The sequence below is a fragment of the Sphingomonas sp. Leaf357 genome, assembly GCF_001423845.1.
GTDB lineage: Bacteria > Pseudomonadota > Alphaproteobacteria > Sphingomonadales > Sphingomonadaceae > Sphingomonas.
In genome coordinates this window covers 632,571-654,780 of sequence record NZ_LMPM01000002.1, presented here as the reverse complement: position 1 = coordinate 654,780, position 22,210 = coordinate 632,571, and the positions used below count along the sequence as shown (strand labels likewise).

The window sequence follows — 22,210 nt, the reverse complement described above, 5'->3', positions numbered from 1 at the left end:
ATCATGTACACCTTTTCGATTGGGCCCCGGCCTTCGCCGGGGAAGCGTCAAGGATGGAGATAGCTGTCACGCCGCATCCAGCTCCGGATAATATCGGAAGATGCCGTCGGTGTTGAACGCCAAGCGGCGGTCGCTTTTCAGATATGCCCTGATCCCGGGCAGGTCGGCGACCTGATCGTGGATGCGGACGACGCCGGGATAGTCGCCCTCGACCGCCGCCATGCGCTTGGGGAACATGTAGCGCAGGCCCTCGACGATCTGGAACAGCGACGTGTCGGCATAGGTCCAGCGATGATCGATCAGCCAGTCGCCCGTGTTGGCTTCGACCGCGTCCTCGAAATGGCGGAGGAATTTGGGCAGGCGGCTGTCGCGGAACTGCGCGGCGGCGCGGGCCGCTTCCGGCTTCTGGTCGTCGTAATAGGCGCCGGGATCGACCGGGTGGTGGACGTTGTGCACCTCGGCGACGAGATCGGCGATCGTCAGCTGCAACTGGTTGAGCCACAGCCGCTCGGCCATGTTGCTCGGCGCGAGCTGGTGGCGTTCGCCGAGATACATCAGGATGTTGGCGACCTGAGCGATGACCAGCCCGTCGATCTCGAGATAGGGCGGGGCGAACGGGCCGTGCCCGCCCTGGCTTTCGAGATTTTCGATCAGGCCCTGTTCGTCGGTCTCGCGGGCGCGATCGCGATAGTCGATCCCGGCGGCCTCCAACGCCAAGCGGACGAATTCGCCGCGTCCCTGGATCGAGGGCCAGTACCAGAGATTGTAGGGCATGGACTATTCTCCCCCTATTCGCCGGGTGCGCGCGCCTTGATCGCCAAGGCGTGAATGCGATCGCGCAGCAGGTCCGCCAATGCCTGGTTGACCAGCCGCTGCCGCTGAACGCGCGAGACGCCCGAAAAGGCCGCGCTTTCGATCGTGACCGAGAAATGCGATTCGCCGGTGCCGTCGTCGCCCATATGGCCGGAATGGCTCGCGCTGTCGTTCGAGACGTGGAGCTGTGTCGGGGCGAGGGCGGCCGTGAGACGAGCGGTGATCTGATCGGCGATGGGAAGAGGGGCGGAGGCGGTGGAAGCGTTGGTCATCGCGCCTATATAGACCGCTTTGTCGTTTCGGGGAGCCGCGTGGCGCGCGAGAGTGAAAAGAAGGACCGGCCTACCGCGCGTTTCCACGGGCGCGTGGAAAGTGCGGGGCGTCTGTGTTCGGAGGCCGGATGCGAGGAGCCGGGCGAATTCCGTGCGCCGTTGCTCGACGGCGTGGGCAGCGGTCACGAGGGGCCGCGCCCGTATCGCTGGCTGTGCCTCGATCATGTCCGCGCGTTCAACGCCGGGTATAACTTCTTCAGCGGCATGAGCGTGGACGAGATCCACGAGGCGCAGCGCCCGCTCGCCGGGTGGGAGCGCGAGACGCGGGCTTTCACCGGCACCGGCGGCGCGGACCGGCCGCCGAAATGGGCCGACTTCGCCGACCCGCTCGATGCGATCGGCGCGCGCTTCCGGCGCAAGATGGAGGAGGCGCGCAAGGACGGGCGGCCGCTGTCCGAGGTGGACCGGCGATCGTTGAAGGTGCTGGGGCTGGGCGCGGATGTCGACCGGCGCGGCCTGCGCCAGCGTTATGCCGAATTGGTGCGGAAATATCATCCCGATCGCAACGGCGGGGACCGGAGCCACGAAAAGGCGCTGCAGGACGTGATCGCTGCCTACACGCAGCTGAAGGGCGCGGCGGCGTTTGCTTGAGTAAAATCTTCCCCGGAACGGGGAGGTAGCGCGCGCAGCGCGACGGAGGGGGCTCTCCCCAAGCGGAACGTTGCCGGCCCGCCCCCTCCACCATTCGCTGAATGCTCATGGTCCCCCTCCCCGTGTCGGGGAGGATTTTAGGCTTCGCGCTCCGCGATTTCCGCGAGTTGTTCGGCGCATTTCTGCCAGCCGTCCACGAAGCCCATCGCTTCGTGCTGGTCCTTCGCTTCCTTCGTCCAGTGGCGGGCGGTGGCGGTGTAGCGGGTCTTGCCGTTCTCGTTGGCGAACTCCCACATGCCGGTCATGAACGGGTCTTTCGGTATCCAACCTACGGCGTAGGCGTCGGTCGAGACGAAGCGCGTGTCGGGTACGACCTCCAGGAACACGCCTTCCAGTTCGTGGCTCTCGCCGTCCGGCCCGCGCAGGACCATCGCCGATCGGCCGCCGGGGCGCCAATCCTGTTCGACGATCTCGGTCGTCCAGGGGCGGGGGCACCACCATTCGGTCAGGCGTTCGGTGGCGATCTTCCACACCGCCGCGCGCGGCGCGTCGATCAGGCGGGTGACGGAGAGTTCGTGGCGGTCGGTCATGGAAGAAAATCCTCCTCGAAGAAGATCAGTCGCGGTCGGGCGCGCCGAGCGGAAAGAAGGCGCGGTAGGGGCGGGCTTCGTCCACCGCCCGGGCGAACGACGGACGCGCGAGCAAGCGGGCGCGATAGGCGGTGAGCGTGGCAAGGGCCGGATCGATCGGACGGACCCAATCGGCATAGAAGAGCGCCGGTGCGGCGGCACAATCGGCCAGCCCGAACGCTCCGGCGGCCCATTCGCGGCCGGCCAGCCGGGCATCGAGCCACGCATAGGCCGTGTCGAGCGCCGCACCGTCCTGCTCCACCGCAGACGGATCGCGGCGTTCGGGCGGGCGCAGCGCATCGGCCACCATGCGCTGCATCGGTCCCATCACATGATGGTCGAACACCCGGTCGAGCATCCGCGTTTCCAGCGCGTCGTGCGGATCGGCGGGCACGAAGCGCTGCGGGCCGGGGTGATGTTGCTGCAGGTGTTCGATGATGATGCTCGATTCCACGATCGCCCGGCCATCATCGACGAGCAGCGGAAACTTGCCGATCGGCCATAGCGCGGCGAATGCGGCGGTGTTGTCCGGGTGATCGCCATCGAGCATGCGCAACGCGAACGGCGTCGCATTCTCGTACAAAGCGATCAGCACCTTCTGGCAGTAGGACGAGAAGGGGTGGGCGAAAAGGTCCAGCCCGGCCATCAGCCGCGTCCGGCCACCGCGGCTTCGATCGCGGCGATATCGATCTTGCGCATCGTCATCATGGCTTCCATCCCCCGCCTGGCGGCGGCGCGGTCCGGATTGGTGGTCGCGGCCATCAGCGCGCGGGGGGTGATCTGCCACGATACGCCCCAGCGATCCTTGCACCAGCCGCAGGCGCTTTCCGCGCCGCCATTGCCGACGATCGCGTTCCACAGCCGATCGGTTTCCGCCTGATCGTCAGTATACACCTGGAACGACACGGCCTCGGTCTGCGGGTAGAGCGGGCCGCCGTTGAGACCGAGAAAGGGCATGCCGCAGACGGTGAATTCGACCATCAGCACGCCGCCCTCGGTGCCGCCGGGCACGTCCAGCGGCGCGCGGTGGACCGCGTCGACCGACGAATCGGGGAAAGTGGCGGCGTAGAAGGTGGCGGCGTCCTCGGCGGTGCCGTCATACCAGACACAGGGGGCGATCTTGTGGGTCATTGTGCTGCTCCTTCACCGGGTCCGACCGCGCCGAACATGATGCCATGGGGATCGCTGGCGATGATGATGCGATCGCCGCCGGGGACCTCGGCCGGGCCATAATAAACGGTGCCGCCGGCTTCCGCGACCTTGGCTGCCGTGGCCGCGATATCCGGCGTGCGGAAATAGAATTGCCAGCCGGTCGGGCCATCGGCGGAGGCCTTCATCGTCGCGCCGATCGCCTGGCCCGCGACATGGACGAAGACATAGTCGCCCATATCGCCGGGCATCGTCATCCGGTCGGGATATGTCCAGCCGAAGATCTCGCCGTAAAAGGCGTTCGCCGCCGCCTGATCCGGCGTGGCGAGCTCGTTCCAGTTGCACTTGCCCATGCCCGTCCGGTCATAGGCCGTGCTGTCCTCGGGACTCGCACCGCGCATGACGTAGAAGGGAATGCCCTGCGGATCGTGGACGAAGGCCATGCGGCCGACGCCGGGCATGTCGATCGCGGGCATCAGCACGCCGCCGCCTTTCGCGGTGATCTTCGCCACCGTGGCATCGACATCGTCGACACCGATATAGAAAAGCCAGCGTGGCTTTGCGCCGCCGGCATGCATCTCCGGCGTCAGGTTCATCAGGCCGCCGACGAAATCGCCGCCGCCGGTGTCGATCATGCGGTAATCCATGCCGCCGGGGTCGGCCGGGTGGACCGTCCAGCCGATCACCTTCTCGTAGAACGCCTTGCTGGCATCGGCATCGTTCGAGAGCAGTTCGTACCAGATCGGGGTGCCGTGGGGATTGGGCATCGTTCCTCTCCTTGAAATTGTCGTGAGCCTGGGTCGGGGATCAGGCGTCGAGGATCGGGGTGAAGCCGCCATAGACCATGCGCTTCCCGTCGAAGGGCATGTCGGAGCCGTCGGGCTGCATCCGTTCGTCGGCCATCACCTTGCCCCAGCCTTGCTGGCGCGCCTCCTTCGACGGCCATTCGACATAGGAGAAGACCACCGCCTCGTGCGGCTGCGCCTGCACCGCCTGCTTGAAGTCGGTGGTCTTGCCGTCCGGCAGGCCTTCGCCCCAGCATTCCACGACGCGCGTCGCGCCGTGATCCTGGAAGACGGTCGCCGCCTTTTCGGCGAGCGCGCGGTACGCGTCCTTGTTGGCCAGCGGCACGGGGACCAGATAGCCGTCGGCATAGCCCATCGCGCCGCCCGCGCCCGCCTCGACGATCGGCGCGAACCCGGCGAAGATCATCCGCGTGCCGTCGAACGGCATGCCCGCGCCCATCTCCGCCATGCGCGGATCGGACATGATCTTCTCCATCGCCGCGTCGCGCGTCGCCTTGTCGGGATATTCCATCCAGCTGAACAGCACGACCTCGTCGTCGGTCGCCTTCACGGCGCGTCTGAAATCGGTGACCTTGCCGTCCGGCACGTCGTCGCCCCAGGTCTCGACCATGCGGGTCGCGCCGAATTCCTTGAACAACGGCACCGACGCCGTGGCGTGGTCGATATAGGCCTGCCTGTTGGTGGCCGGCACGGCGAGCACGAAACCATCGATATAGCTCATCGTCTCTCTCCTGTTCTGGTTCAGTCTAGCGGATGACGGGGAAGATCGCGCGCAGCCGGGCGTCGCGCAGCCACAGCCCGCCCCATACGAACAGCGCGATGTAGAGGCCGAACAGCGTGTGGCTGAACAGCGGGCTGCCGACGCGCAACTGGCAGGCGATCGCGCCGCCGAGATAGCCGGTGAGCAAGACCGCGCCGAGCACGCTGGTCCTGGGCCAGGCATAGAGCGCGGTGCAGATCAAGGCGATCGCGCCGAGCAGGCGGTAGAAGTCCACCGTCGCGGGCAGGCCGAGAGGAGGGCTGTTGGCGATCATCGCGGCGGGCGCGATCAGCTTGCCACCGGCGTCCATCAGGAAGAACAGGATGGCGAGGCCGGTCAGCACGCGACCGATCCAGAGGGTGCGGGGTGTGTCCATGTCTGGTCCCTTCAGGCCGCGACGGCGTCGGTGAAGCTGGCGAGATGATCGGCCATCGCCTTCACGTGCGCCGGTCGCTGTTCGCCGCGCGCGACATAGGCGGCAAGATCGGGGAAGGAGTCGAGCACGCCCGTGCCGCGCAGGCCGCCCAGCACCGACACCATCATCAGATCGCCGAAGGTGAAGTCGCCCCCGTCGAGCGTGGCCCGACCGCCGAGCGCGTCGGACAGGTCCTTGAGCCGGCCGTTCAGATCCTCCACCACCTTGTCGTGGCGCTTCTTCGACCAGTCCCGGTCGGCCTCGAAGATGTCGTTGATCGCCAGGGCCATGACGAACGGCTCGACCGAGTTCAGCGCCGCGATCAGCCATTGTACCGCGCGGGCCCGGGCGGCGGGATCGGCGGGCGTCAGCACGTTCGCCCGTTCGCAGATGTACATCACGATCGCGCCGGATTCGAAGATCTCGACCTGATCGTCGCGATAGGTCGGGATCTGGCCGAACGGCTGGAACCGGCGATGCGTCTGGCTCTTGACGTAATCGCCGTCGATCAGCGTGACGGCATAGGCCTGTCCCGCCTCTTCGAACGCCCAGCGCGCGCGGATGTCGCGGACGAAGCCACGCGCGAACTGCGGCACCCAGGTGAAGCCGGTGATGGTCGGGGTCATCTCTTCTCTCCGGTCTTGGGGCCGATCAGGCGGCGGCGTCCGCCATGTGTTCGGGGCCGTTCTCGGCGGCGGCGGGGTCCATCCAGAACGGACCGAAGCCGTGGCCGTCGGGGTCGGCGAAGGCGCGCGAATACATGAAGCCCATGTCCTCGGGATCGTGCAGCTCGGTGCCGCCGGCCGTCACCGCCGCCTGGGTGATCGCGTCGACGTCCGTGCGGCTGTCCAGCGACAAAGCGATCAGCATGCCGCTGCTGGTCTTGGCGTCGATGATCTTCTTGTCCGTGAAGGTCGCGTAGAATGCGTGATCGAGCAGCATGAAGTGGATCGTGTCCGACCAGTTCATCGCGGACGCCTGAGCATTGGAGAATTTCTCGTTCTTCACCATCCCGATCGCCTCGTAGAACGCGGTCGATGCGGCGACGTCCGCCACGGGCAGGTTTACGAAGATCATCTTGGTCACGGCACTGCTCCTGTTTTTCGAAACGCAGCTATTCGCGAATCGCTATTTGACGTTGATGCACCTCTTGGTTACATAATGCAACTATGAAGTTAGAAAAAATAACCGAGTCGTCGAAAGCGGCTGACAAGCGCCGCTACGACGATGCCTGCGCGGCGACGCACGGGATGGACATCATCGGCGAGCGCTGGGCCCTGCCGGTGATGCGCGAACTGATGATGGGCCCCCGGCGGTTCGGCGAGTTGCGCAAGAGCCTGCCGCTGCTCAGCGCCAACGTGCTGACGCAGCGGCTCGCCGGGCTGGAGGCGTCGGGCATCGTGCGGCGTTTCATGCTGCCGCCGCCGGCATCGGTGCAGGTGTACGGCCTGACGCCGTGGGGGCAGGAGGCCAGCCCGGTGTTCCAGGCGCTCGGGCGCTGGGCCGCGAAATCGCCGAGCCACGATCCGACGCGGCCGTTCAGCCCGATCTCGCTGATGCTGTCGCTGCGCACGATGTTCTCGCCCGCGCTCGCCGGGGATTTCCGGGTGCGCATGGTGTTCGTGATCGGCGAGGAGACGTTCTGGCTGACGGTACGCGACGGCGAGATGGGCATCGGGCGCGGCGCGCTGGACGATCCCGACGTGACAATCACCGCAGCGACGCACGGCGTGGCGGCGGCGGTGTATGGCGGCGTGCCGCTGGACGCGCTGGCAGCGGACGGCGCGCTGGCGATCGCCGGCGACCGGGCGGCGTTCGAACGGTTCGCGACGATGCTGCCCATGCCGGAGAAGGCAGGTTCGGCTTGACGTAGGCCCTTTCCGTTCGCACTGAGCCTGTCGAAGTGCCGTTCTTGCTTTTCGCGCGTTGAGCGAGGGACAGGGCTTCGAGAAAGCTCAGCCTAAACGGTGTTCCAAAGCCATGACCGACATCCCCAATATCCAGCCCGACAGCCGCGAGACGACGATCCTGGACGCACCCGACCGCATGGTCACCGTGCGCGAGATGTTCGGGATCGATTCGGACATGGAAGTTCCGGCGTTCAGCGAAGCCGACGAGCGCGTGCCCGATCTCGATCCGGCCTATGTGTTCGATGCCGACACGACGCTGGCGATCTGCGCCGGCTTCGCCTTCAACCGCCGCGTGATGGTGCAGGGCTATCACGGCACCGGCAAGTCGACGCATATCGAGCAGGTCGCCGCGCGCCTTAAATGGCCGTGCATCCGCATCAATCTGGACGCGCATATCAGCCGCATCGATCTGGTCGGGCGCGACGCGATCGTACTGAAGGACGGCAAGCAGATCACCGAATTCCGCGAGGGCCTGCTGCCCTGGGCGCTGCAGACGCCGACCGCGTTGGTGTTCGACGAATATGATGCCGGCCGCCCCGACGTGATGTTCGTGATCCAGCGCGTGCTGGAGACGGAGGGCAAGCTGACGCTGCTCGACCAGAATCGCGTGATCCGCCCCAACCCCAATTTCCGCCTGTTCGCGACCGCCAATACGGTGGGCCTCGGCGATACGAGCGGCCTGTATCACGGCACGCAGCAGATCAACCAGGGCCAGATGGACCGCTGGAACATCGTCGTGACGCTGAACTATCTGCCCGCCGCGGTCGAGGCGCAGATCGTACTCGCCAAATCGGGCGAATACGACAAGCCGGAAGGCAAGACCCAGGTCGACAACATGGTCCGTGTGGCCGAACTGACCCGGCGCGGCTTCATCAACGGCGACATCTCGACCGTGATGAGCCCGCGCACCGTGATCACCTGGGCGCAGAACGCGCTGATCTTCAAGGATGTCGGCTTCGCGTTCCGCCTGAGCTTCCTCAACAAGTGCGACGAGGCGGAACGGTCGCTGGTGGCGGAATATTACCAGCGCGTGTTCGGCAAGGACCTGCCCGAGAGCGTCGTGGGCAAGGCTTGACGATAAAGTGACGACGGAGACGCCGCTCGACAGGTTCAAGGCCGTGCTCGGCGGCACGTCGCGCGCGCTGGCCGACGAGCCCGAGATCGAACTCGCCTTCACCGCCGATGCGCCGACGAGTTCGGGCAAGCACATCAAGGTGCCGATGCCGGCGCGCACGTTGCCGGCCGAACAGGTGGCGGAGGCGCGCGGGTTCGCCGACGGGTTCGCACTGCGGCTGAAACATCACGACGCGGCGATGCACATGCGCGCGGCACCGGGCGAAGCGGTGGCGCGCGCGGTGTTCGACGCGGTGGAAGGCGCTCGGGTCGAGGCGCTGGGATCGCGCGGCTATGCCGGGATCGCGGCCAATCTGGCGACCGCGCTCGACATGAAGCTGCGCGCCGATCCGATCACGCGCGCGCGTTCGAAGGAGGAAGTGCCGCTGTCGACCGCGCTCGGGCTGATGGTGCGCGAGCGGTTGACCGGGCAGGGCGCGCCGGCCGTCACCGCGCCGGGCATGGCGCTGGTGCGCGACTGGATCGAGGAGAAAGCCGGCAAGGATCTCGACGCACTGGCGTTCGCGATCGACGACCAGAAGGCGTTCGCGACGCTCACCACGCGGCTGCTGGAGGATCTGGAGCTGATCGAAGGGGACATGATCCCCGAGGACAGCGACGAGGGCGGCAACGACGACGAGGGCACCGACGAGCAGCAGTCCGACGAGGGCGAGGACGGCGAGAGCGAAGGCGAGGATGGACAGGGCGAGGTCGAGGCGCGCGGGTCCGAGCGCGATGCCGAATCGCAGGACGGCGACACCGCCGAACAGGGCGACGAAGATTTCGAGGACATGGACGGCGAGCCGGGCGACGAGGGCGAAGACGGGATGCTGCCCGTCCGTCCCAACCGCCCGATGCAGGATTTCGCCGGGCAGTTCGATTACAAGGCGTGGACCACCGCCTATGACGAGGTGATCGCGGCGACCGAATTGTGCGACGCCGACGAACTGGCGCGGTTGCGCTCCTATCTCGACCAGCAATTGGTGCATCTGCAGGGCGCGGTGACGAAGCTCGCCAACCGATTGCAGCGACGCCTGATGGCTCAACAGAGCCGGTCGTGGGACTTCGACCAGGAAGAGGGCATGCTCGACGCGGCGCGGCTGGCGCGGGTCGTGGTCAACCCGATGCAGTCGCTGAGCTACAAGATCGAGCGCGAAACGGACTTCAAGGACACCGTCGTCACGCTGCTGATCGACAATTCCGGGTCGATGCGCGGACGGCCGATCTCGATCGCGGCGATCAGCGCCGATATTCTGGCGCGGACGCTGGAGCGGTGCGGGGTGAAGACCGAAATCCTCGGCTTCACGACGCGGGCGTGGAAGGGTGGGCAGGCGCGCGAGACGTGGCTTGCCGCCGGACGGCCGCCGCAGCCGGGGCGGCTGAACGACGTGCGGCACATCGTCTACAAGAAGGCCGACGAGCCGTGGCGGCGGGCCAAGCCGAACCTCGGGCTGATGATGCGCGAGGGGCTGCTGAAGGAGAATATCGACGGCGAGGCGCTGATCTGGGCACATGGCCGGCTGATCGGGCGGCCGGAGGATCGCAAGATCCTGATGGTCATTTCCGACGGCGCGCCGGTGGACGATTCGACGCTTTCGGTGAATTCCGGAAGCTATCTCGAACGGCATCTGCGGCAGGTGATCGGGTGGATCGAGACCAAGTCGCCGGTGGAACTGGTGGCGATCGGCATCGGGCACGACGTGACGCGCTATTACAATCGCGCGGTGACGATCATGGATGCCGAGCAACTCGGCGGCGCGATCATCGAGCAACTGGCGGCGCTGTTCGACAAGAATGATTGAGGCGCCGGAAGGCGGGTTTCGCGGGCCGGTGAAACGATCGGTGACGATCGCCGGGCACCAGACGTCGATCAGTCTGGAGCCGGTGTTCTGGAGGGCGCTGGAGGCGGCGGCCGCGGATCGCAAGCTGCCGCTGAGTGCGCTGGTGGCGCAGATCGACGCGGTGCGGATTTTGGGGGACGATCCGCCGAACCTGGCGAGCGCGATCCGGTGTTGGGTTTTGGGGGAGGCTACCGCGCTCAATTCCTGACCGTCACCCCGGACTTGTTCCGGGGTCCACCGCGCAACGACCTCTGTCGCCTGAGTGGAGAAGTGGACCCCGGAACAAGTCCGGGGTGACGGGTTGGCCTGTGGATAGGTTTACCGCCCCAGCAGCACCCGGGCCTGACCGGCGATCTGCGCGAGCATCGCGGCGTTCGGGGCTGCGGCACCCTTTGCGCGATCGACCACGGCCTTGAACTGCGCGACGCGGCCGGCATTGGCTGATAGCCACGCCTCGACCTGCGCTTGCGGGTCGCCAGAGCCGCGGCCGAGAAATTCGAGCCGCAATTGCTGGAAGTCGCGCGCGAGGCCGGCGATGAGCAGGCGTTCCCACGGATCGCTGGGGGAAATGCGCGCGGCATTGGCTTGCGCCCAATCGAGCCCGAGCGCCTGGCCCAGCCGGGTAAAGGCGCGCGTGAGCACCAGTTCGTCCAGCTTCAGCCGCTCGCCGAGATCGGCGAGGCCGACCGCGCCGTCGAGTTCGAACAGGCGGACCGTTTTCTGCACCAGCTTCTTCGGTGCGCCGGCCGCTTCGAGCCGGGCGGCGATGCGGGCGCTCTGCGCGCTGGCTTCGGCGAGGAGCAGATGCTTGGTCTGCTTGTCGAGCGAGGCGATGCCCTTGGCAAGACGACCCAGCACCTGAGCGGGACTGGCACCGGGGGGCGAAACGCGGAGCAGATCGGCGATCTGCGCACGCGTCGCCACGGCGACCTCGTCGAACAGGGCGATGCGCGCGGCTTCCGGCATTGCGGCGGTTTCGATCTCGGCCCACAGATCGGGCAGGTCGAACAGCCGTTCCGCCACCACGAACAAGGCGGCGATGTCGGCCATGCCGGCGCCCTCCTCCTCGGCCAGTTCGAACGGGTAGAGCACGCCCATGCGGTTGACGATGCGGTTGGCGAGCTTGGTCGCGACGATCTCGCCGCGCAGGCGATGTTCGTCGATCGCCTTGGCGAACTTCTTCTGCATCGCGCGCGGGAAGGCGGCGTGGAGATCGCCGCGCAGTTCGTCGTCGGTGCCGAGATCGCTATGTTCGATCGCGTCCTGCAGCGCGAGCTTGGCGGTTGCCAGCAGCACCGCGAGTTCGGGCCGGGTCAGGCCGCGCAACTCCTGCACGCGGCGCAGCAGATCGTCGTTCGAAGCGAGGCCCTCGACCGCGCGGTCGAGCCGGCCGGCGCTCTCGAAGATCTCGATCACGCGGACATAGCTCGGCAGGGCCTGCGCGCCGTCATTCTCGGCCACCGACAGCGCCAGCGTCTGCAGGCGATTGTCCTCCAGCACGAGATGCGCGACGTCGTCGGTCATGCTCGCGAGGAAGGTGTTGCGCTTTTCGTAGGCGAGGCGACCCTCGATCATCTCGCGGTTGAGCGCGATCTTGATGTTGACCTCGTTGTCCGAGCAATCGACGCCGGCACTGTTGTCGATGAAGTCGGTGTTGATCCGGCCGCCGCGTGCGGAGAAGGCGATGCGCGCGGCCTGCGTGACGCCGAGATTCGCGCCCTCGCCGATCGCGGTGGCGCGCAGATCCTCGGCATCGACGCGCAGGCGGTCATTGGCCGGATCGCCGACCGAGATGTTGTTTTCGGCCGCCGCCTTCACATAGGTGCCGATGCCGCCGAACCAGATCAGATCGACCGGGGCCTTCAGGATCGTCGAGATGAGCGCGGTCGGCTCCATTTCCTGCGCATCGGTGCCAAGCGCGGCGCGGATCTGCTTGCTCAGCTTGATCGTCTTGTCGGTGCGCGGGAAAACACCGCCGCCCTTGGAGATCAGCTTGGCATCGTAATCCGCCCAGCTCGAGCGGGGCAGGGCGAACATGCGGTTGCGCTCCTCCCACGATGCCGCCGGATCGGGATCGGGATCGAGGAAGATGTGGCGGTGGTCGTAGGCCGCGACGATCCTGAGCGTCTTGGACAGCAGCATGCCGTTGCCGAACACGTCGCCCGACATGTCACCGCACCCGACGACGGTGATGGGATCGCTCTGCACGTCCACGCCGCGTTCGGCGAAGTGGCGCTGGACTGAGAGCCAGGCGCCCTTGGCGGTGATGCCCATCGCCTTGTGATCGTAGCCGACCGAGCCGCCGGAGGCGAAAGCGTCGCCGAGCCAGAAATCATGCTCCAGCGCGATCGCATTGGCGACGTCGGAGAAGGTCGCGGTGCCCTTGTCGGCGGCGACGACGAAATAGGGATCCTCGCCGTCGAGCACACGCACGTCGGCCGGGTGGACGACGACGTTTTCGACGATGTTGTCGGTGATCGAGAGCAAGGTCCGGATGAAGATGCGGTAGCTTTCCGTCCCCTCGGCCAGCCAGGCGTCGCGGTTCGAGCCCAATGGGAGCTGCTTGGGATAGAAACCGCCCTTGGCGCCGGTCGGCACGATCACCGCGTTCTTCACGCGCTGCGCCTTCATCAGGCCGAGGATTTCGGTGCGGAAATCGTCGCGCCGGTCGGACCAGCGCAGGCCGCCGCGCGCGACCGGGCCGGCGCGCAGGTGGATGCCCTCGACGCGGGGGCTGTACACCCAGATCTCGCGCCACGGCACCGGCGCGGGCAGGCCGGGGACGAGGTGGCTGTCGAGCTTGAACGCCAAAGCGGTCTGCCCGGCGGGGGCGAAGGCGTTGGTGCGCAGGCACGCGACGATCACGCTGCGGATCGCGCGCAGGATGCGATCGTCGTCGATCGCCGAGACGGCATCGAGGCCGCGTTCGATCGCGGCATCGGTGGCCGGGATGCTGTCCCCGGTGCGCTGCGGATCGTGCGCGGCGTTGAACCGGTCGATCAGATATCCGGCGACGGCGGGCGCGCGGCGCAGCGCGTCGACCACGGTGGTGAGGCCGTAGGGCAGGCCGGCCTGGCGCAGATAGCGGAACCAGGCGCGGAACAGCACGACCGCGCTGGGGGCCATGCCGGCATCGACGATCAGACGGTTGAACGCATCATTCTCGGCCTTGCCTTCCAGCACGGCGGCGATGGCGTCCTCGAGCACTTTGGGGTCGCCCTTGAACGCGGTCGCCGCCTCGACCAGGAATTCGTGGACGAAGCCCTCGGTGTCGCCGGACAGCGCGGTCGGGATCTCCTCGATCACGCGGAAGCCGAAATTCTCCAGCACCGGCACCGCATCGGACAGCGCCAGCGCGCCGCCCTCGCGGTAGATCTTCAGGCGCGATCCGCGGCCGACATCGTTGAACATGCGCACGGTGCGGTCGGTCGGGCTTTCCAGCCGGGCGAGGCACAGGATGTCGCGCGCGGCCTCTTCGGCGGACGTCGCGTTGCGATAGCCTTGCGGGAAGGTGGCGGCGTGGCCCAGAGCGAGACGCGCGGCGCGGGTCGGATCGACCAGTTCGCCCAGCGCCGCCTCCACCGCCGGCACCCAGCCGCGCACCATGCGGGCGAGCCGCACGTCGAGCGGCGCCGGATCGGGCATATGTCCTTCGCCGCGCAGATCGAACGTGTAGCGCATCATCGCGACGACGCCGTCCTCCAGCGCGATCGACCAGTTGAGCAACGCGCCGTTGCACGCCTCGCCCAGCATCTCGCCGATCGCGACGCGGCGCGCGGTGGTCAGGTCGTCGCGCGGCAGCCAGACGAAGGCGAACATGTGCCGCCCGAGGATCGAGCGCACCAGCACCAGCTTGGGGCGCGGGCGATCCGCCAGCGACATGGCGGTGAGCGCGAGGTTCTCGAGACTGTCTGCGTCGAACGCGGTGACGAGATCGTGCGGCAGCGCCGCGAGCGCATGGGTCAGCGCCTTGCCGGTATGGCCCTTGGGATCGAAACCGAACTTCGCCTCCAGCGCGGCGAGCCGGGTGCGCAGCAGCGGCACGTCCTGCGGCGGCGCGCCGAGCGCCGCACTGGTCCACAGCCCGGCATGGATCGAGAGGCCGACGACCTCGCTGCCCTCGACCACCGGCACCAGCACCAGATCGAGCGGCACGTGGCGGTGGACGCTGGAAATGAGGTTCGATTTGAGCAGCAGCGGCGCCTCGCCGCCGCCCGCGAAATAGTCGAGCGCGGCGGTGCGCGACGCCTCGGCCAGCAGCGGCACGTCGTGGCGGTGGCGGGTGATGCCGATCCGCTCGACGCTCTGGCCGTTGCTCCACGATTCATGGCCGAGCAGGGTGAAATGCCCGTCCAGGAACCAGCGCAGCAATTCCGCGCCTTCGCCGTCGAGATCGAACAGGCTGCTCGACTGCAGGGCCTCGGCATCGGCGGCGATCGTGCGTTGCAGCGCCGGCCAGTCGGCCACCGCGGCGCGCACGTCGGCCAGATTGCGTTCCAGTTCGCCGATCAGCACGCGGCGCTCGCGCGCATCGGCGCGTTCCAGCTCGATATAGATCATCGATTCGGGCGCGCCGGTATCGCCGACCTCGGTCAGTGCGCCGGCGGCGTCGCGCGTGACGCACAGCACGGGGTGGATGATGCGATCGATGCCGATCGTGTGCGCACCGATCGTCGCGGCGATCGAATCGACCAGGAACGGCATGTCGTCGTTGATGATCGCCAGGCGCATGCGGCGGCGCGTTTCGTTGGGGTCGGCGCCGGGCAACGCCTCCAGTTCGATCGCGGGCGTGCCGGCGATGCGCTTCTCGGCGGTCGCGGCGACGAAGGCGGCGGCCTCGGCGCGCTCCTTCCTGCCGAAATTCTGCAACTCCCCTGGAAGTGCGCCCTTGGTCAGCCGGGCGGCAAGCGCGTCCGACAGCGATTTCAGCGTGGTCTTGGCCATGGGCACATCCTATGCGCCTGCCGCTTTTTTAGCTCAACCCCTGTGTCTGATGCCTAAAGGTTGGGCAGCGGGTTGGAGCAGAAGGTGGAGACTCGCGCGAAGACACGAAGCCACGACGAGTCGGGAATTTCGCCGCGAAAGCGGCAAGAAAGACGCCCGATCCGCGCAGCAAAATTTCAACAGGTTCTTCTTCGTGGCTTCGTGTCTTCGTGCGAAAAATTCTCAGCCAGCCGCGCGCATCGCCTTTTCGGTCAGCGCAGCGTCGCCGATCGCGGCCACGACCTGCAATCCGCCGACACCGTTGGAGCGCGCGAGCAGCACGACGTAATCGCCGTCCGCCACGCCGGTTTCCAGCGCGACATCGGCCAGCACGGCCTTCTTGGCCAGCGTCGCGCGATGATCGGGTGCCGGCTTCGCGGCCGGCTGGCGCAAGGCGCGCTCGGCCTTCACCACGCCCTTGATCCCGCCCTCGAACGTATCGAGGAATTCACCCAGCGCGCCGGTATCCACGCCGACGCGGCGGGCATGGCCCAGCACGGCGGCGTATTCGGTCAGGCGGGTCTTGTCGTAATCGGCGCCGAAGACGAGCTTGACGATCGGCGTCATCGGCGCGCGCAATTGCAGCGTGATGCCGGCCTGGTCGAGCAACGCCTCGTACGCGGCCGGATCGCGATCGGCGGCGGCGGCAAAATCGTGCGCGCGGCCCAGAGCGCGGTACAGGGTGGCGCGGGTGCGCGTGTCGGCGGCGCGGACGGCGGCGGCGGTCTGCTGCGCCAGCATCAGCTGGTCGGCGAGATTGGCCACGACGGTCAGTTCGAGTTCGCCGGTCTCCTCACGCTCCGCGCTCGGACCATCGGCCCAGACCGGAGTCGCGGCGGCCCGCTGCGGCACGGCGCGCACGGCGGCTTGAACCTCGGCATCCAACTGCGCCTGCGTCTCGGCGTCGACCAGTTCCTTCCAGTTGATCACGCCGTAGATGAAATCGATCGTGTCCTCGTCGGACGAGAACGGCATCAGGATGCCGCGATACATTGTGTTGAACCCGCGCTGCGACACGAATTCCGCCTCGAAGCCGATCGGCGCGCGATTGGCGATAATCTGCAGGTAATGGTCGGTCAGGCGCGACAGCAAGGACCGGCTAGGCACCTGCGAGATCAGCGTCACCGAGGCATCGAGATCGCATTCCGCGCGCAAGGCGGACCCGAGATAGGCGATGACGGGATCCTCGATCCCGCGCGAGAAATCGAGCAGCACGGCATGCGGCCCGAAATCGGCGATGTTGGCGGGGTCGAGATCCTCGATCGAGGGATATGCGCGGCCGCGCAGCAGCGAGACCCAGTGATTGTACGCGCGCACATGCATGCGCCGCTCGTCGGTGCCGATCTCGATCTTGGGCTCGCTGACGACGGGCTCGTCATAGCCGAGATCGATCTCCTCCGCGTTCAGGTCGCCATCGAAGCCGCGAACATTGTCCATTGCGCATATACCCTTCGTGAACCGCGCAGGCGATCCGTTACACGGCACGCTTGTGCATCCGGCATGGTAAACGTTGGGTAAAGGAAGCGCGCCCGATCCGCAGATCGACGAAGATAGCGCACGAAGCGCGCGACGACGCTTGTAAGGGTGCCACGGACCTGCTAACCGCGCCGCCTCGTGAAGGTCGCACCGACCGCCACGCACGCCGCTTTAGCTCAGTTGGTAGAGCATCGCATTCGTAATGCGGGGGTCACAGGTTCGAGTCCTGTAAGCGGCACCACTTCCGGTCAAAACCGCGAACCGCGGTCGCGCCGGTCAGACTACCGCTGGTTGCAGCAGCTTCGAGCGCCGCCGTGGAGCCGGCGATCACGATCTCGTTGTCGTTGACCGACACGTCGCCGATCAGCATCCGAACGTAAGAGCGCCGCAGCTCGGCGTTCTCGCCCAAGATCTCGGCGCGGAGCATCGCACCAAACCGCTCGACTGAGGCGTCGTCGATGACGCGAGTGCAGGCACCGAGCTGCGTCTGCAGGCTGCGCTCGGTTTCGGTCAAAGCCGTGATCGAGGAGCGTCCCTCGGCGAGCTTGTCGCCGAAGATCGGGTCGCGGGGGCTCATCAATCCTTCTTCGACCAATTCCAGCAGACGGCGCAACCGGGCTTCAGCCGCGATCCGCTCTCGGCGGACGCGATCGAGATCGTCTTTGCGGCGCTTCTCGGCGTCGTCCGAGCGGTCGAGGACATCCGCCAGCAACACCTTCAACCGGTCGGGCTGCAGAACGCGATCAAGCAGTCCGTCGAGCACGATGCTGTCGAGTGCAGCTTCGCGTATCGCCTTGCTCGGGCAAGTCGCGGCACCCGCGGTCGCCTTCCGATTGCAGACGTAATAACGATAGGCACCCCCCTTGCCAGTGCGCAGGACCATGCCGGAACCGCACTCGGGATGGCCGCAGGTCGCGATGCCGCCCAATAGGACAGGCGAGTTCGTGACCCTCGGCGGTGTGACGGACGGTGCCGCTCTGGCGCGGATGGCAGCAACCCGGGCGATCTGATCGGGAGCGACGATCTGCGGGCACGCAATGACGATCGCCTCCTCTTCGGTTGGCTTAACGCCCTTTGCGTCCATCGTGCGATCGCGATAGGAACCGCTGTAATGCTCCCGTGTGAGGATGCCGTCGACGTTGCTGTGGAAGAACCGCTTGCCGCGAAACGTGTAGCCGTTGGCATTGAGGTGCGCCGCAATCGCGCGCGTTCCCATCGCCCGGCCGGTCAGGCCAACATCGGCGAGTTCGTAGATCAGCCGAATGACGGCCGCCTCGGCTTCCACGATGAAGAGCTTCCTGCGGCCCTTACGCCCGTCAGTCACGACCACGCGGGATTCATAACCAAAGGGAATGGGGCCGCCATTCCAATAGCCGGCGGCAGCGTTGCCGCGGCGGTCGCGAGCGGTGAAGATCGAGGCGTCGTTGGCGTATTTTTCGTTTATCAGACCGATCATACCCCGCATGAAACGACCATTGGCGTCGTCCGCGATGTCCTCGACCACAGACACCAGTCGGACACCTGCTTCATCGAGCTTGTGTTCCGCCGTCATCTGGGTGAGCAGCCGCCGCGCAAATCGGGAGAGCATGTAAACGACGATGATCTGCACGGGCCTGTTTGCCGCTGTCGCCTGGGCAATCATCCGGTCGAATTCGCGCCGCTTCAGCTTGCGACCGGAGACATTAAGCTCCTCGAATTCCTCGACGACTTCGACACCCTGCTTCTCGCACCATGCGCGACAGGCCGCACGTTGGGCCACGCCGGATGCATTGTTGCCGTCCTCATCGTCGTTCGAAACACGGGCGTAGATGTAGGCACGAAGCGGCTGGGTCATACGTGTGTCTCCCGATCAGTCGGCAGCATCGTCGAACAGCGTCGTGAGCCGGCCGCGCAGATACTGATATACGAGCGCCGCCTCGCCCGGCAGGAGTACATCGAGCCGCTCGGGGATGTCGGTGCTGACGCGCTCCGCATCAGAATCGACCGGACGTGACAGGTCAACCCCGGCGGGCGGAACCGGTCGCCCCGTCTCGTCCGAAAACGAGTCACCCGCGCCTGCCGTCGAGTTCTCGGGCGACGACGAGATCGGAAGATCATGGCCGGCCACGACCGAATTCCTGATGCGGTCGGTAGCCTCAGAAACCGAGGAGCCGGTCGACCGCTTCGTGGACGAGGTGGCGCACCTCGGCCCTTCGACGATCCTCCAGCGTGGTCATGTCGACCAGCAGGCGGATGCTGGGGAGCTGGTCGGTGCCCATCTCGACCATGGCGACGGCGTCGCCGCCAGAGTCCTCAACGCAGTCGATGATCGCCGGCGCTTCGGGCTCGAAAGACAAGGCGTAGACGTCCCCCGGTTCGTTCTTCGCGGAGATCAACTTAGCCTTGTCCGACTTGCCGATACCGAGCTTCGCCAGCGCCTCCGCGGTGGTGAAGCGTTCGGGTTTCGCGAGCAGCGCCTCCAGCTTAGTGTCGAGCTTCGCGGCCGCGCCTTTCTCGGGCGCGCGCTTCGGATGCGCCTTGTCATCTGCCGCAGCTTCAACCCGAGCCTGCTGGACCTTGTACAGATAGTCGATCGGCGGGTCGCACGCCTTGACGTGGAGCTCGGCGAAGCGCGGCGCCTCCAGCATCACCCCAGCGGCAGCCAGTTCGCGCGTGACCCGGCTCTCGGTCCAGCCGATCCGCGCGCCCAGTACGAGCTGCGGCACCTTCCAGGCGAGGTGGAACTGGAGGAGTAGGATCGACTTGTCGATCTTGCGGGACTTGAGCGTCAGGAACGTCGCGGCGAAACGGTTGTAGAGGCCCGCGTCGTGCGTGCCATTCCATTCGATAGCACGAACCGGGAAATTTGCGGTGTTGCCAAACTCGAAGCGCATGGCTGTGACGCGCGCCCAGCCGTCAACGACGTGCCAATCGTTGTCGACCTTCATCACCACGATGGGCGCGATATTCTCCGGCGTCCGAACCGCGTGGAGCAGTGCTTCCCCTGCGCCGCTGTCGAAGTCGTAGATGCCGCCCGGCGACTGGTCGCCGATGAGAAGGTCGCACAGCGTGACCTTGAACTCGCCTGGCTGCCGCGGTGCGGCGGGGAATTCGGCGAAGATGCCGCCGTCGGTCCTGGTTTCGGCGCTCTCCGTTCCCAGCGGATCGCCGCCAACCAAGTGCGCGGTGCCGCCCTCGAAATTGCCATCCGCGTCTCCGGCCCGTTTCTCCTGCGTCAGCGACTTTTCTGAGGCCGCGGGGCCAGCGCTGCCCTGCGATACGGTCGTTTCGTCCGTCTCTGCTTCGTCGCCGACCGCAGTCGTAGTATCCGGGTCGATGTCGTCTCCCGGCAAGATGACTGCCTCTCCTTCTTCATCGGAGGCGATGTCATCTGCCGCAGTGGCGTCTCGGACGGCTGCAAGATCATCGGGCGCGTCGACAGGCTTGAGGGCTGCCGCGAAATCGGCGGCGATCTGGGTGAAGTCGGTCTGGTCGGTCACGGTCTGTCTCCCGTCGCGCGGCGGATCGCCGGCGAGCGGGAGAGCAATTATCGCTTGGGGGCCTTCGGATTTACCGGACCCCCCATCCCGGCGAGCCTCAGCCGTCCGAGCAGGAGCCGCTGTGACGCGGTCGGCGGTAGCGGCGGCGCTGGCGACCCGGTTCCTGCCCGTCCGCGGTTGGGCGACCGAACGCTGTCTGGCTGGCGGCAATGGGGGTCGAGCAGCATGTCGGTCGCAGCGACCTGCTGGCGCGCCGCGACCCGTAGGCAGAAGGCGAGTTCGTCCGCCGGGATCGAACGATCGAAGCAGCCGGGGAATGCCGTCTCGTGGTCGCGGCCGACATTCTCCCAAGCGATCTGAAGCATCGCCGTTTCACGATATGGTTCGAACCATGCCGACGGCACGAAGCAGGTGGTATGGCCGAGCGACGCCGGATCGGGCGACACGAAACGACTGGCATCCTCGCGCAACTTGCCCACCATTCCGCTCAGGATGTCCTTGCCCAGCCACTCGGAGCGCGCGGCGACAGAGATGACTGGCGCCGTCACACCGAACAGCGCGCGCCAACGGCGTGGATTGGCCACGACGTCACCCAAGGCCGGCGTGGCGTTGGGATGCAAGCCGCCAGTCCTGGCGATCTTGGCATCGACGGCCTCTCGCATGATCGACCGCGCCGTATCGGGGCAGACGCGCGCGATCGTCAGCAGCGCAAGGCGGCCGATCGCACTCGGGGTTTCGATCTCGAACAGCGGCGGCCCCAGAACCGCCTTTCGCCCCTTCGATTCGCCGAGCCACGCCCGCACCTCGAGCAGGAAGCGGATCGCCAGCGACCGAACGTCGCGCCCTGCGAAGAAGGCGACGGGTTCCTCACCCTGGACGTCGCGCAGTCGCGAATCGAGTGCGAAGGGTGGCGCGGTGCGTGCATTGAAGCCGGCGAGGTCGAGAGCTGCGTCGCTGACGCAACCCACGATCTCGTCGGTTACACCGACATCGCCGCCGGGGCCGAGCGATCGATGCGGGTGACGAGCGTCATGGCCTGTCGCCAGCCCCTCGTCGAACAGCAGGGCCAGCGCGCCGCGATGACACCACATGCTGCCGACGTAGCGACCGGTCGAATCGTCCGCCGCCACGGCGGCGCCCAGCATCGAGGTGGATGCGAGCGCCGACAGCAGCCTGGTCATCGTGACTCGGCGCCGACCACCGATAGCGTGCATGAGCTCGAACAGCCGCTCGGCTTCCCAGAAGATCGCGACGACGGTCCGCAGCTTGTCGGCGGGCTCCTTCCTGACGCGCAGGAACGGCATGTCCGGCAGGCGCCGGTTCTGGCGCGAGAGCCGGTCCACGGCCTTGGCGTCGCGGCGCCAGGTGGCGTCGAACATCGCCGGCCATGTGACCCGCAGCGTCTCGAGCAGGCCGATCCAGTCTATAAGAGTGACGTCGAGCACCTGGCGAAGCAGTTCGTCCAAGGCGTGGTCGGCGTCATAAGCATGTCCGGCGTACGCAGGATCATCGGCCAGCTTGCCGCTGCGGTCACAATATATCTGGCAGAGATCGGTATCGACGCCAGACCAGCTCGACCAGCGGTAGATCGCCGCCTGCCATAGATCCTTGGTGCTGGCCGGCGACCGAAGCGCCGTCTCCCGCTCGGGCGGCACGTTCTTCTCGTGACGGCGGGCCATGACCATCATCCGGTCGAACACGGGGTGAAATTCCTCCACGATGTCACGCAAGCCGGGCAGTCGCCCATGGCGCCATCCAGCGCGTCGCGTCTCATGTCCCATGATGTGGATGCCCGCCGCGGACGCGGCCCACCAGTGCTTCGCCTTGCAGAGAACGGCCGCCGGGACGGCATCGGGGTCGGCCGCGATCTCCACAGCGATGCCGGCGGCAACGCTGGCCATCAAATGACTTGG

The 22,210-nt window shown here is 66.6% G+C and carries 21 protein-coding genes and 1 tRNA gene; 6 read left to right on the top strand and 16 right to left on the bottom strand.

The features are described 5' to 3' along the window. Positions 1–66: 66 nt before the first annotated feature. On the bottom strand, positions 67–774 hold the full coding sequence (locus tag ASG11_RS16100) for a glutathione S-transferase (RefSeq protein WP_055782388.1): 708 nt from the start codon (positions 772–774) through the stop codon (positions 67–69). Between the two features lie 14 nt (positions 775–788). Continuing rightward, on the bottom strand, positions 789–1,085 hold the full coding sequence (locus ASG11_RS16095; protein WP_055782385.1) for a BolA family protein: 297 nt from the start codon (positions 1,083–1,085) through the stop codon (positions 789–791). 39 nt (positions 1,086–1,124) lie between these two features. Between ASG11_RS16095 and ASG11_RS16090 the strand changes: the two genes are divergently transcribed. Continuing rightward, on the top strand, positions 1,125–1,736 hold the full coding sequence (locus tag ASG11_RS16090; protein WP_055782382.1) for a J domain-containing protein: 612 nt from the start codon (positions 1,125–1,127) through the stop codon (positions 1,734–1,736). 137 nt (positions 1,737–1,873) lie between these two features. Here the strand turns inward: ASG11_RS16090 and ASG11_RS16085 are convergent, their stop codons facing one another. Genes ASG11_RS16085 through ASG11_RS16050 form a run of 8 tightly spaced genes read right to left on the bottom strand, consistent with a single transcriptional unit; the run spans position 1,874 to position 6,572 of the window. Further along, positions 1,874–2,326 carry an SRPBCC family protein gene (locus ASG11_RS16085; protein ID WP_055782381.1) on the bottom strand — a complete coding sequence of 151 codons (453 nt, stop codon included), beginning with the start codon at positions 2,324–2,326 and terminating at the stop codon, positions 1,874–1,876. A 25-nt stretch (positions 2,327–2,351) separates the two neighbouring features. Next, complete coding sequence (locus ASG11_RS16080; protein ID WP_055782378.1) at positions 2,352–3,011, bottom strand: glutathione S-transferase family protein; 660 nt, start codon at positions 3,009–3,011, stop codon at positions 2,352–2,354. Next, positions 3,011–3,496 (bottom strand): VOC family protein, encoded by a 486-nt coding sequence (locus ASG11_RS16075; RefSeq protein ID WP_055782375.1) that lies wholly within the window; start codon positions 3,494–3,496, stop codon positions 3,011–3,013. The genes ASG11_RS16080 and ASG11_RS16075 overlap by 1 nt, the downstream gene beginning before the upstream one ends. Beyond that, a complete protein-coding gene (locus tag ASG11_RS16070; protein WP_055782370.1) occupies positions 3,493–4,281 on the bottom strand; it encodes a VOC family protein in 789 nt (262 codons plus the stop codon). The genes ASG11_RS16075 and ASG11_RS16070 overlap by 4 nt, the downstream gene beginning before the upstream one ends. 40 nt (positions 4,282–4,321) lie before the next feature. Continuing rightward, the gene (locus tag ASG11_RS19510; protein WP_055782368.1) at positions 4,322–5,041 is read right to left on the bottom strand and encodes a DUF1428 domain-containing protein; all 720 of its coding nucleotides are present in this window, start codon (positions 5,039–5,041) and stop codon (positions 4,322–4,324) included. Between the two features lie 25 nt (positions 5,042–5,066). Next, a complete protein-coding gene (locus tag ASG11_RS16060) occupies positions 5,067–5,456 on the bottom strand; it encodes a DoxX family protein (protein ID WP_055782366.1) in 390 nt (129 codons plus the stop codon). Between the two features lie 11 nt (positions 5,457–5,467). Further along, complete coding sequence (locus ASG11_RS16055) at positions 5,468–6,121, bottom strand: glutathione S-transferase family protein (protein ID WP_055782362.1); 654 nt, start codon at positions 6,119–6,121, stop codon at positions 5,468–5,470. Between the two features lie 25 nt (positions 6,122–6,146). Next, on the bottom strand, positions 6,147–6,572 hold the full coding sequence (locus ASG11_RS16050) for a VOC family protein (protein ID WP_055782359.1): 426 nt from the start codon (positions 6,570–6,572) through the stop codon (positions 6,147–6,149). Between the two features lie 92 nt (positions 6,573–6,664). Between ASG11_RS16050 and ASG11_RS16045 the strand changes: the two genes are divergently transcribed. The 4 genes from ASG11_RS16045 to ASG11_RS16030 all read left to right on the top strand — a co-directional run bounded on the left by ASG11_RS16045 (position 6,665) and on the right by ASG11_RS16030 (position 10,567). Continuing rightward, complete coding sequence (locus ASG11_RS16045) at positions 6,665–7,363, top strand: winged helix-turn-helix transcriptional regulator (protein ID WP_055782357.1); 699 nt, start codon at positions 6,665–6,667, stop codon at positions 7,361–7,363. 112 nt (positions 7,364–7,475) lie between these two features. After that, entirely contained in the window at positions 7,476–8,480 is a 1,005-nt protein-coding gene (gene cobS, locus ASG11_RS16040; protein WP_055782354.1) for a cobaltochelatase subunit CobS, read from the top strand. Between the two features lie 7 nt (positions 8,481–8,487). Further along, the gene (gene cobT / locus ASG11_RS16035) at positions 8,488–10,320 is read left to right on the top strand and encodes a cobaltochelatase subunit CobT (protein WP_055782352.1); all 1,833 of its coding nucleotides are present in this window, start codon (positions 8,488–8,490) and stop codon (positions 10,318–10,320) included. Then, positions 10,313–10,567 (top strand): ribbon-helix-helix domain-containing protein, encoded by a 255-nt coding sequence (locus tag ASG11_RS16030; RefSeq protein WP_055782349.1) that lies wholly within the window; start codon positions 10,313–10,315, stop codon positions 10,565–10,567. Before cobT ends, ASG11_RS16030 begins: the two co-directional genes overlap by 8 nt. A 110-nt stretch (positions 10,568–10,677) precedes the next feature. Here the strand turns inward: ASG11_RS16030 and ASG11_RS16025 are convergent, their stop codons facing one another. Next, complete coding sequence (locus tag ASG11_RS16025; protein ID WP_055782346.1) at positions 10,678–15,303, bottom strand: NAD-glutamate dehydrogenase; 4,626 nt, start codon at positions 15,301–15,303, stop codon at positions 10,678–10,680. A 222-nt stretch (positions 15,304–15,525) separates the two neighbouring features. Continuing rightward, positions 15,526–16,779, bottom strand: coding sequence for a PAS domain-containing protein (locus ASG11_RS16020; RefSeq protein WP_055782344.1), 1,254 nt, complete (start codon positions 16,777–16,779; stop codon positions 15,526–15,528). Between the two features lie 204 nt (positions 16,780–16,983). Here ASG11_RS16020 and ASG11_RS16015 point away from each other — a divergent pair. After that, positions 16,984–17,059: transfer RNA gene (locus tag ASG11_RS16015), tRNA-Thr, on the top strand. Here ASG11_RS16015 and ASG11_RS18490 read toward each other — a convergent pair. From ASG11_RS18490 to ASG11_RS16000, 4 genes are read right to left on the bottom strand one after another with little or no spacing between them, the layout of a single operon-like run. Continuing rightward, positions 17,030–18,652, bottom strand: coding sequence for a recombinase family protein (locus ASG11_RS18490; RefSeq protein ID WP_082472886.1), 1,623 nt, complete (start codon positions 18,650–18,652; stop codon positions 17,030–17,032). The two genes, ASG11_RS16015 and ASG11_RS18490, sit on opposite strands and share 30 nt — an antisense overlap. Before the next feature lie 15 nt (positions 18,653–18,667). Beyond that, the gene (locus ASG11_RS18485; protein WP_082472885.1) at positions 18,668–18,925 is read right to left on the bottom strand and encodes a hypothetical protein; all 258 of its coding nucleotides are present in this window, start codon (positions 18,923–18,925) and stop codon (positions 18,668–18,670) included. Between the two features lie 28 nt (positions 18,926–18,953). After that, positions 18,954–20,297 (bottom strand): hypothetical protein, encoded by a 1,344-nt coding sequence (locus tag ASG11_RS16005; RefSeq protein WP_055782339.1) that lies wholly within the window; start codon positions 20,295–20,297, stop codon positions 18,954–18,956. A 47-nt stretch (positions 20,298–20,344) separates the two neighbouring features. Further along, complete coding sequence (locus ASG11_RS16000; protein ID WP_156363840.1) at positions 20,345–22,171, bottom strand: hypothetical protein; 1,827 nt, start codon at positions 22,169–22,171, stop codon at positions 20,345–20,347. Between the last annotated feature and the right edge of the window lie 39 nt (positions 22,172–22,210).

Bases quoted from the DNA above. Each gene is read 5' to 3' on its own strand.
- ASG11_RS16100 (WP_055782388.1), bottom strand. From the start codon at position 774: ATGCCCTACAATCTCTGGTACTGGCCCTCGATCCAGGGACGCGGCGAA.
- ASG11_RS16095 (WP_055782385.1), bottom strand. From the start codon at position 1,085: ATGACCAACGCTTCCACCGCCTCCGCCCCTCTTCCCATCGCCGATCAG.
- ASG11_RS16085 (WP_055782381.1), bottom strand. From the start codon at position 2,326: ATGACCGACCGCCACGAACTCTCCGTCACCCGCCTGATCGACGCGCCG.
- ASG11_RS16080 (WP_055782378.1), bottom strand. From the start codon at position 3,011: ATGGCCGGGCTGGACCTTTTCGCCCACCCCTTCTCGTCCTACTGCCAG.
- ASG11_RS16075 (WP_055782375.1), bottom strand. From the start codon at position 3,496: ATGACCCACAAGATCGCCCCCTGTGTCTGGTATGACGGCACCGCCGAG.
- ASG11_RS16070 (WP_055782370.1), bottom strand. From the start codon at position 4,281: ATGCCCAATCCCCACGGCACCCCGATCTGGTACGAACTGCTCTCGAAC.
- ASG11_RS19510 (WP_055782368.1), bottom strand. From the start codon at position 5,041: ATGAGCTATATCGATGGTTTCGTGCTCGCCGTGCCGGCCACCAACAGG.
- ASG11_RS16060 (WP_055782366.1), bottom strand. From the start codon at position 5,456: ATGGACACACCCCGCACCCTCTGGATCGGTCGCGTGCTGACCGGCCTC.
- ASG11_RS16055 (WP_055782362.1), bottom strand. From the start codon at position 6,121: ATGACCCCGACCATCACCGGCTTCACCTGGGTGCCGCAGTTCGCGCGT.
- ASG11_RS16050 (WP_055782359.1), bottom strand. From the start codon at position 6,572: ATGATCTTCGTAAACCTGCCCGTGGCGGACGTCGCCGCATCGACCGCG.
- ASG11_RS16045 (WP_055782357.1), top strand. From the start codon at position 6,665: ATGAAGTTAGAAAAAATAACCGAGTCGTCGAAAGCGGCTGACAAGCGC.
- cobS (WP_055782354.1), top strand. From the start codon at position 7,476: ATGACCGACATCCCCAATATCCAGCCCGACAGCCGCGAGACGACGATC.
- ASG11_RS16030 (WP_055782349.1), top strand. From the start codon at position 10,313: ATGATTGAGGCGCCGGAAGGCGGGTTTCGCGGGCCGGTGAAACGATCG.
- ASG11_RS16025 (WP_055782346.1), bottom strand. From the start codon at position 15,303: ATGGCCAAGACCACGCTGAAATCGCTGTCGGACGCGCTTGCCGCCCGG.
- ASG11_RS16020 (WP_055782344.1), bottom strand. From the start codon at position 16,779: ATGGACAATGTTCGCGGCTTCGATGGCGACCTGAACGCGGAGGAGATC.
- ASG11_RS18490 (WP_082472886.1), bottom strand. From the start codon at position 18,652: ATGACCCAGCCGCTTCGTGCCTACATCTACGCCCGTGTTTCGAACGAC.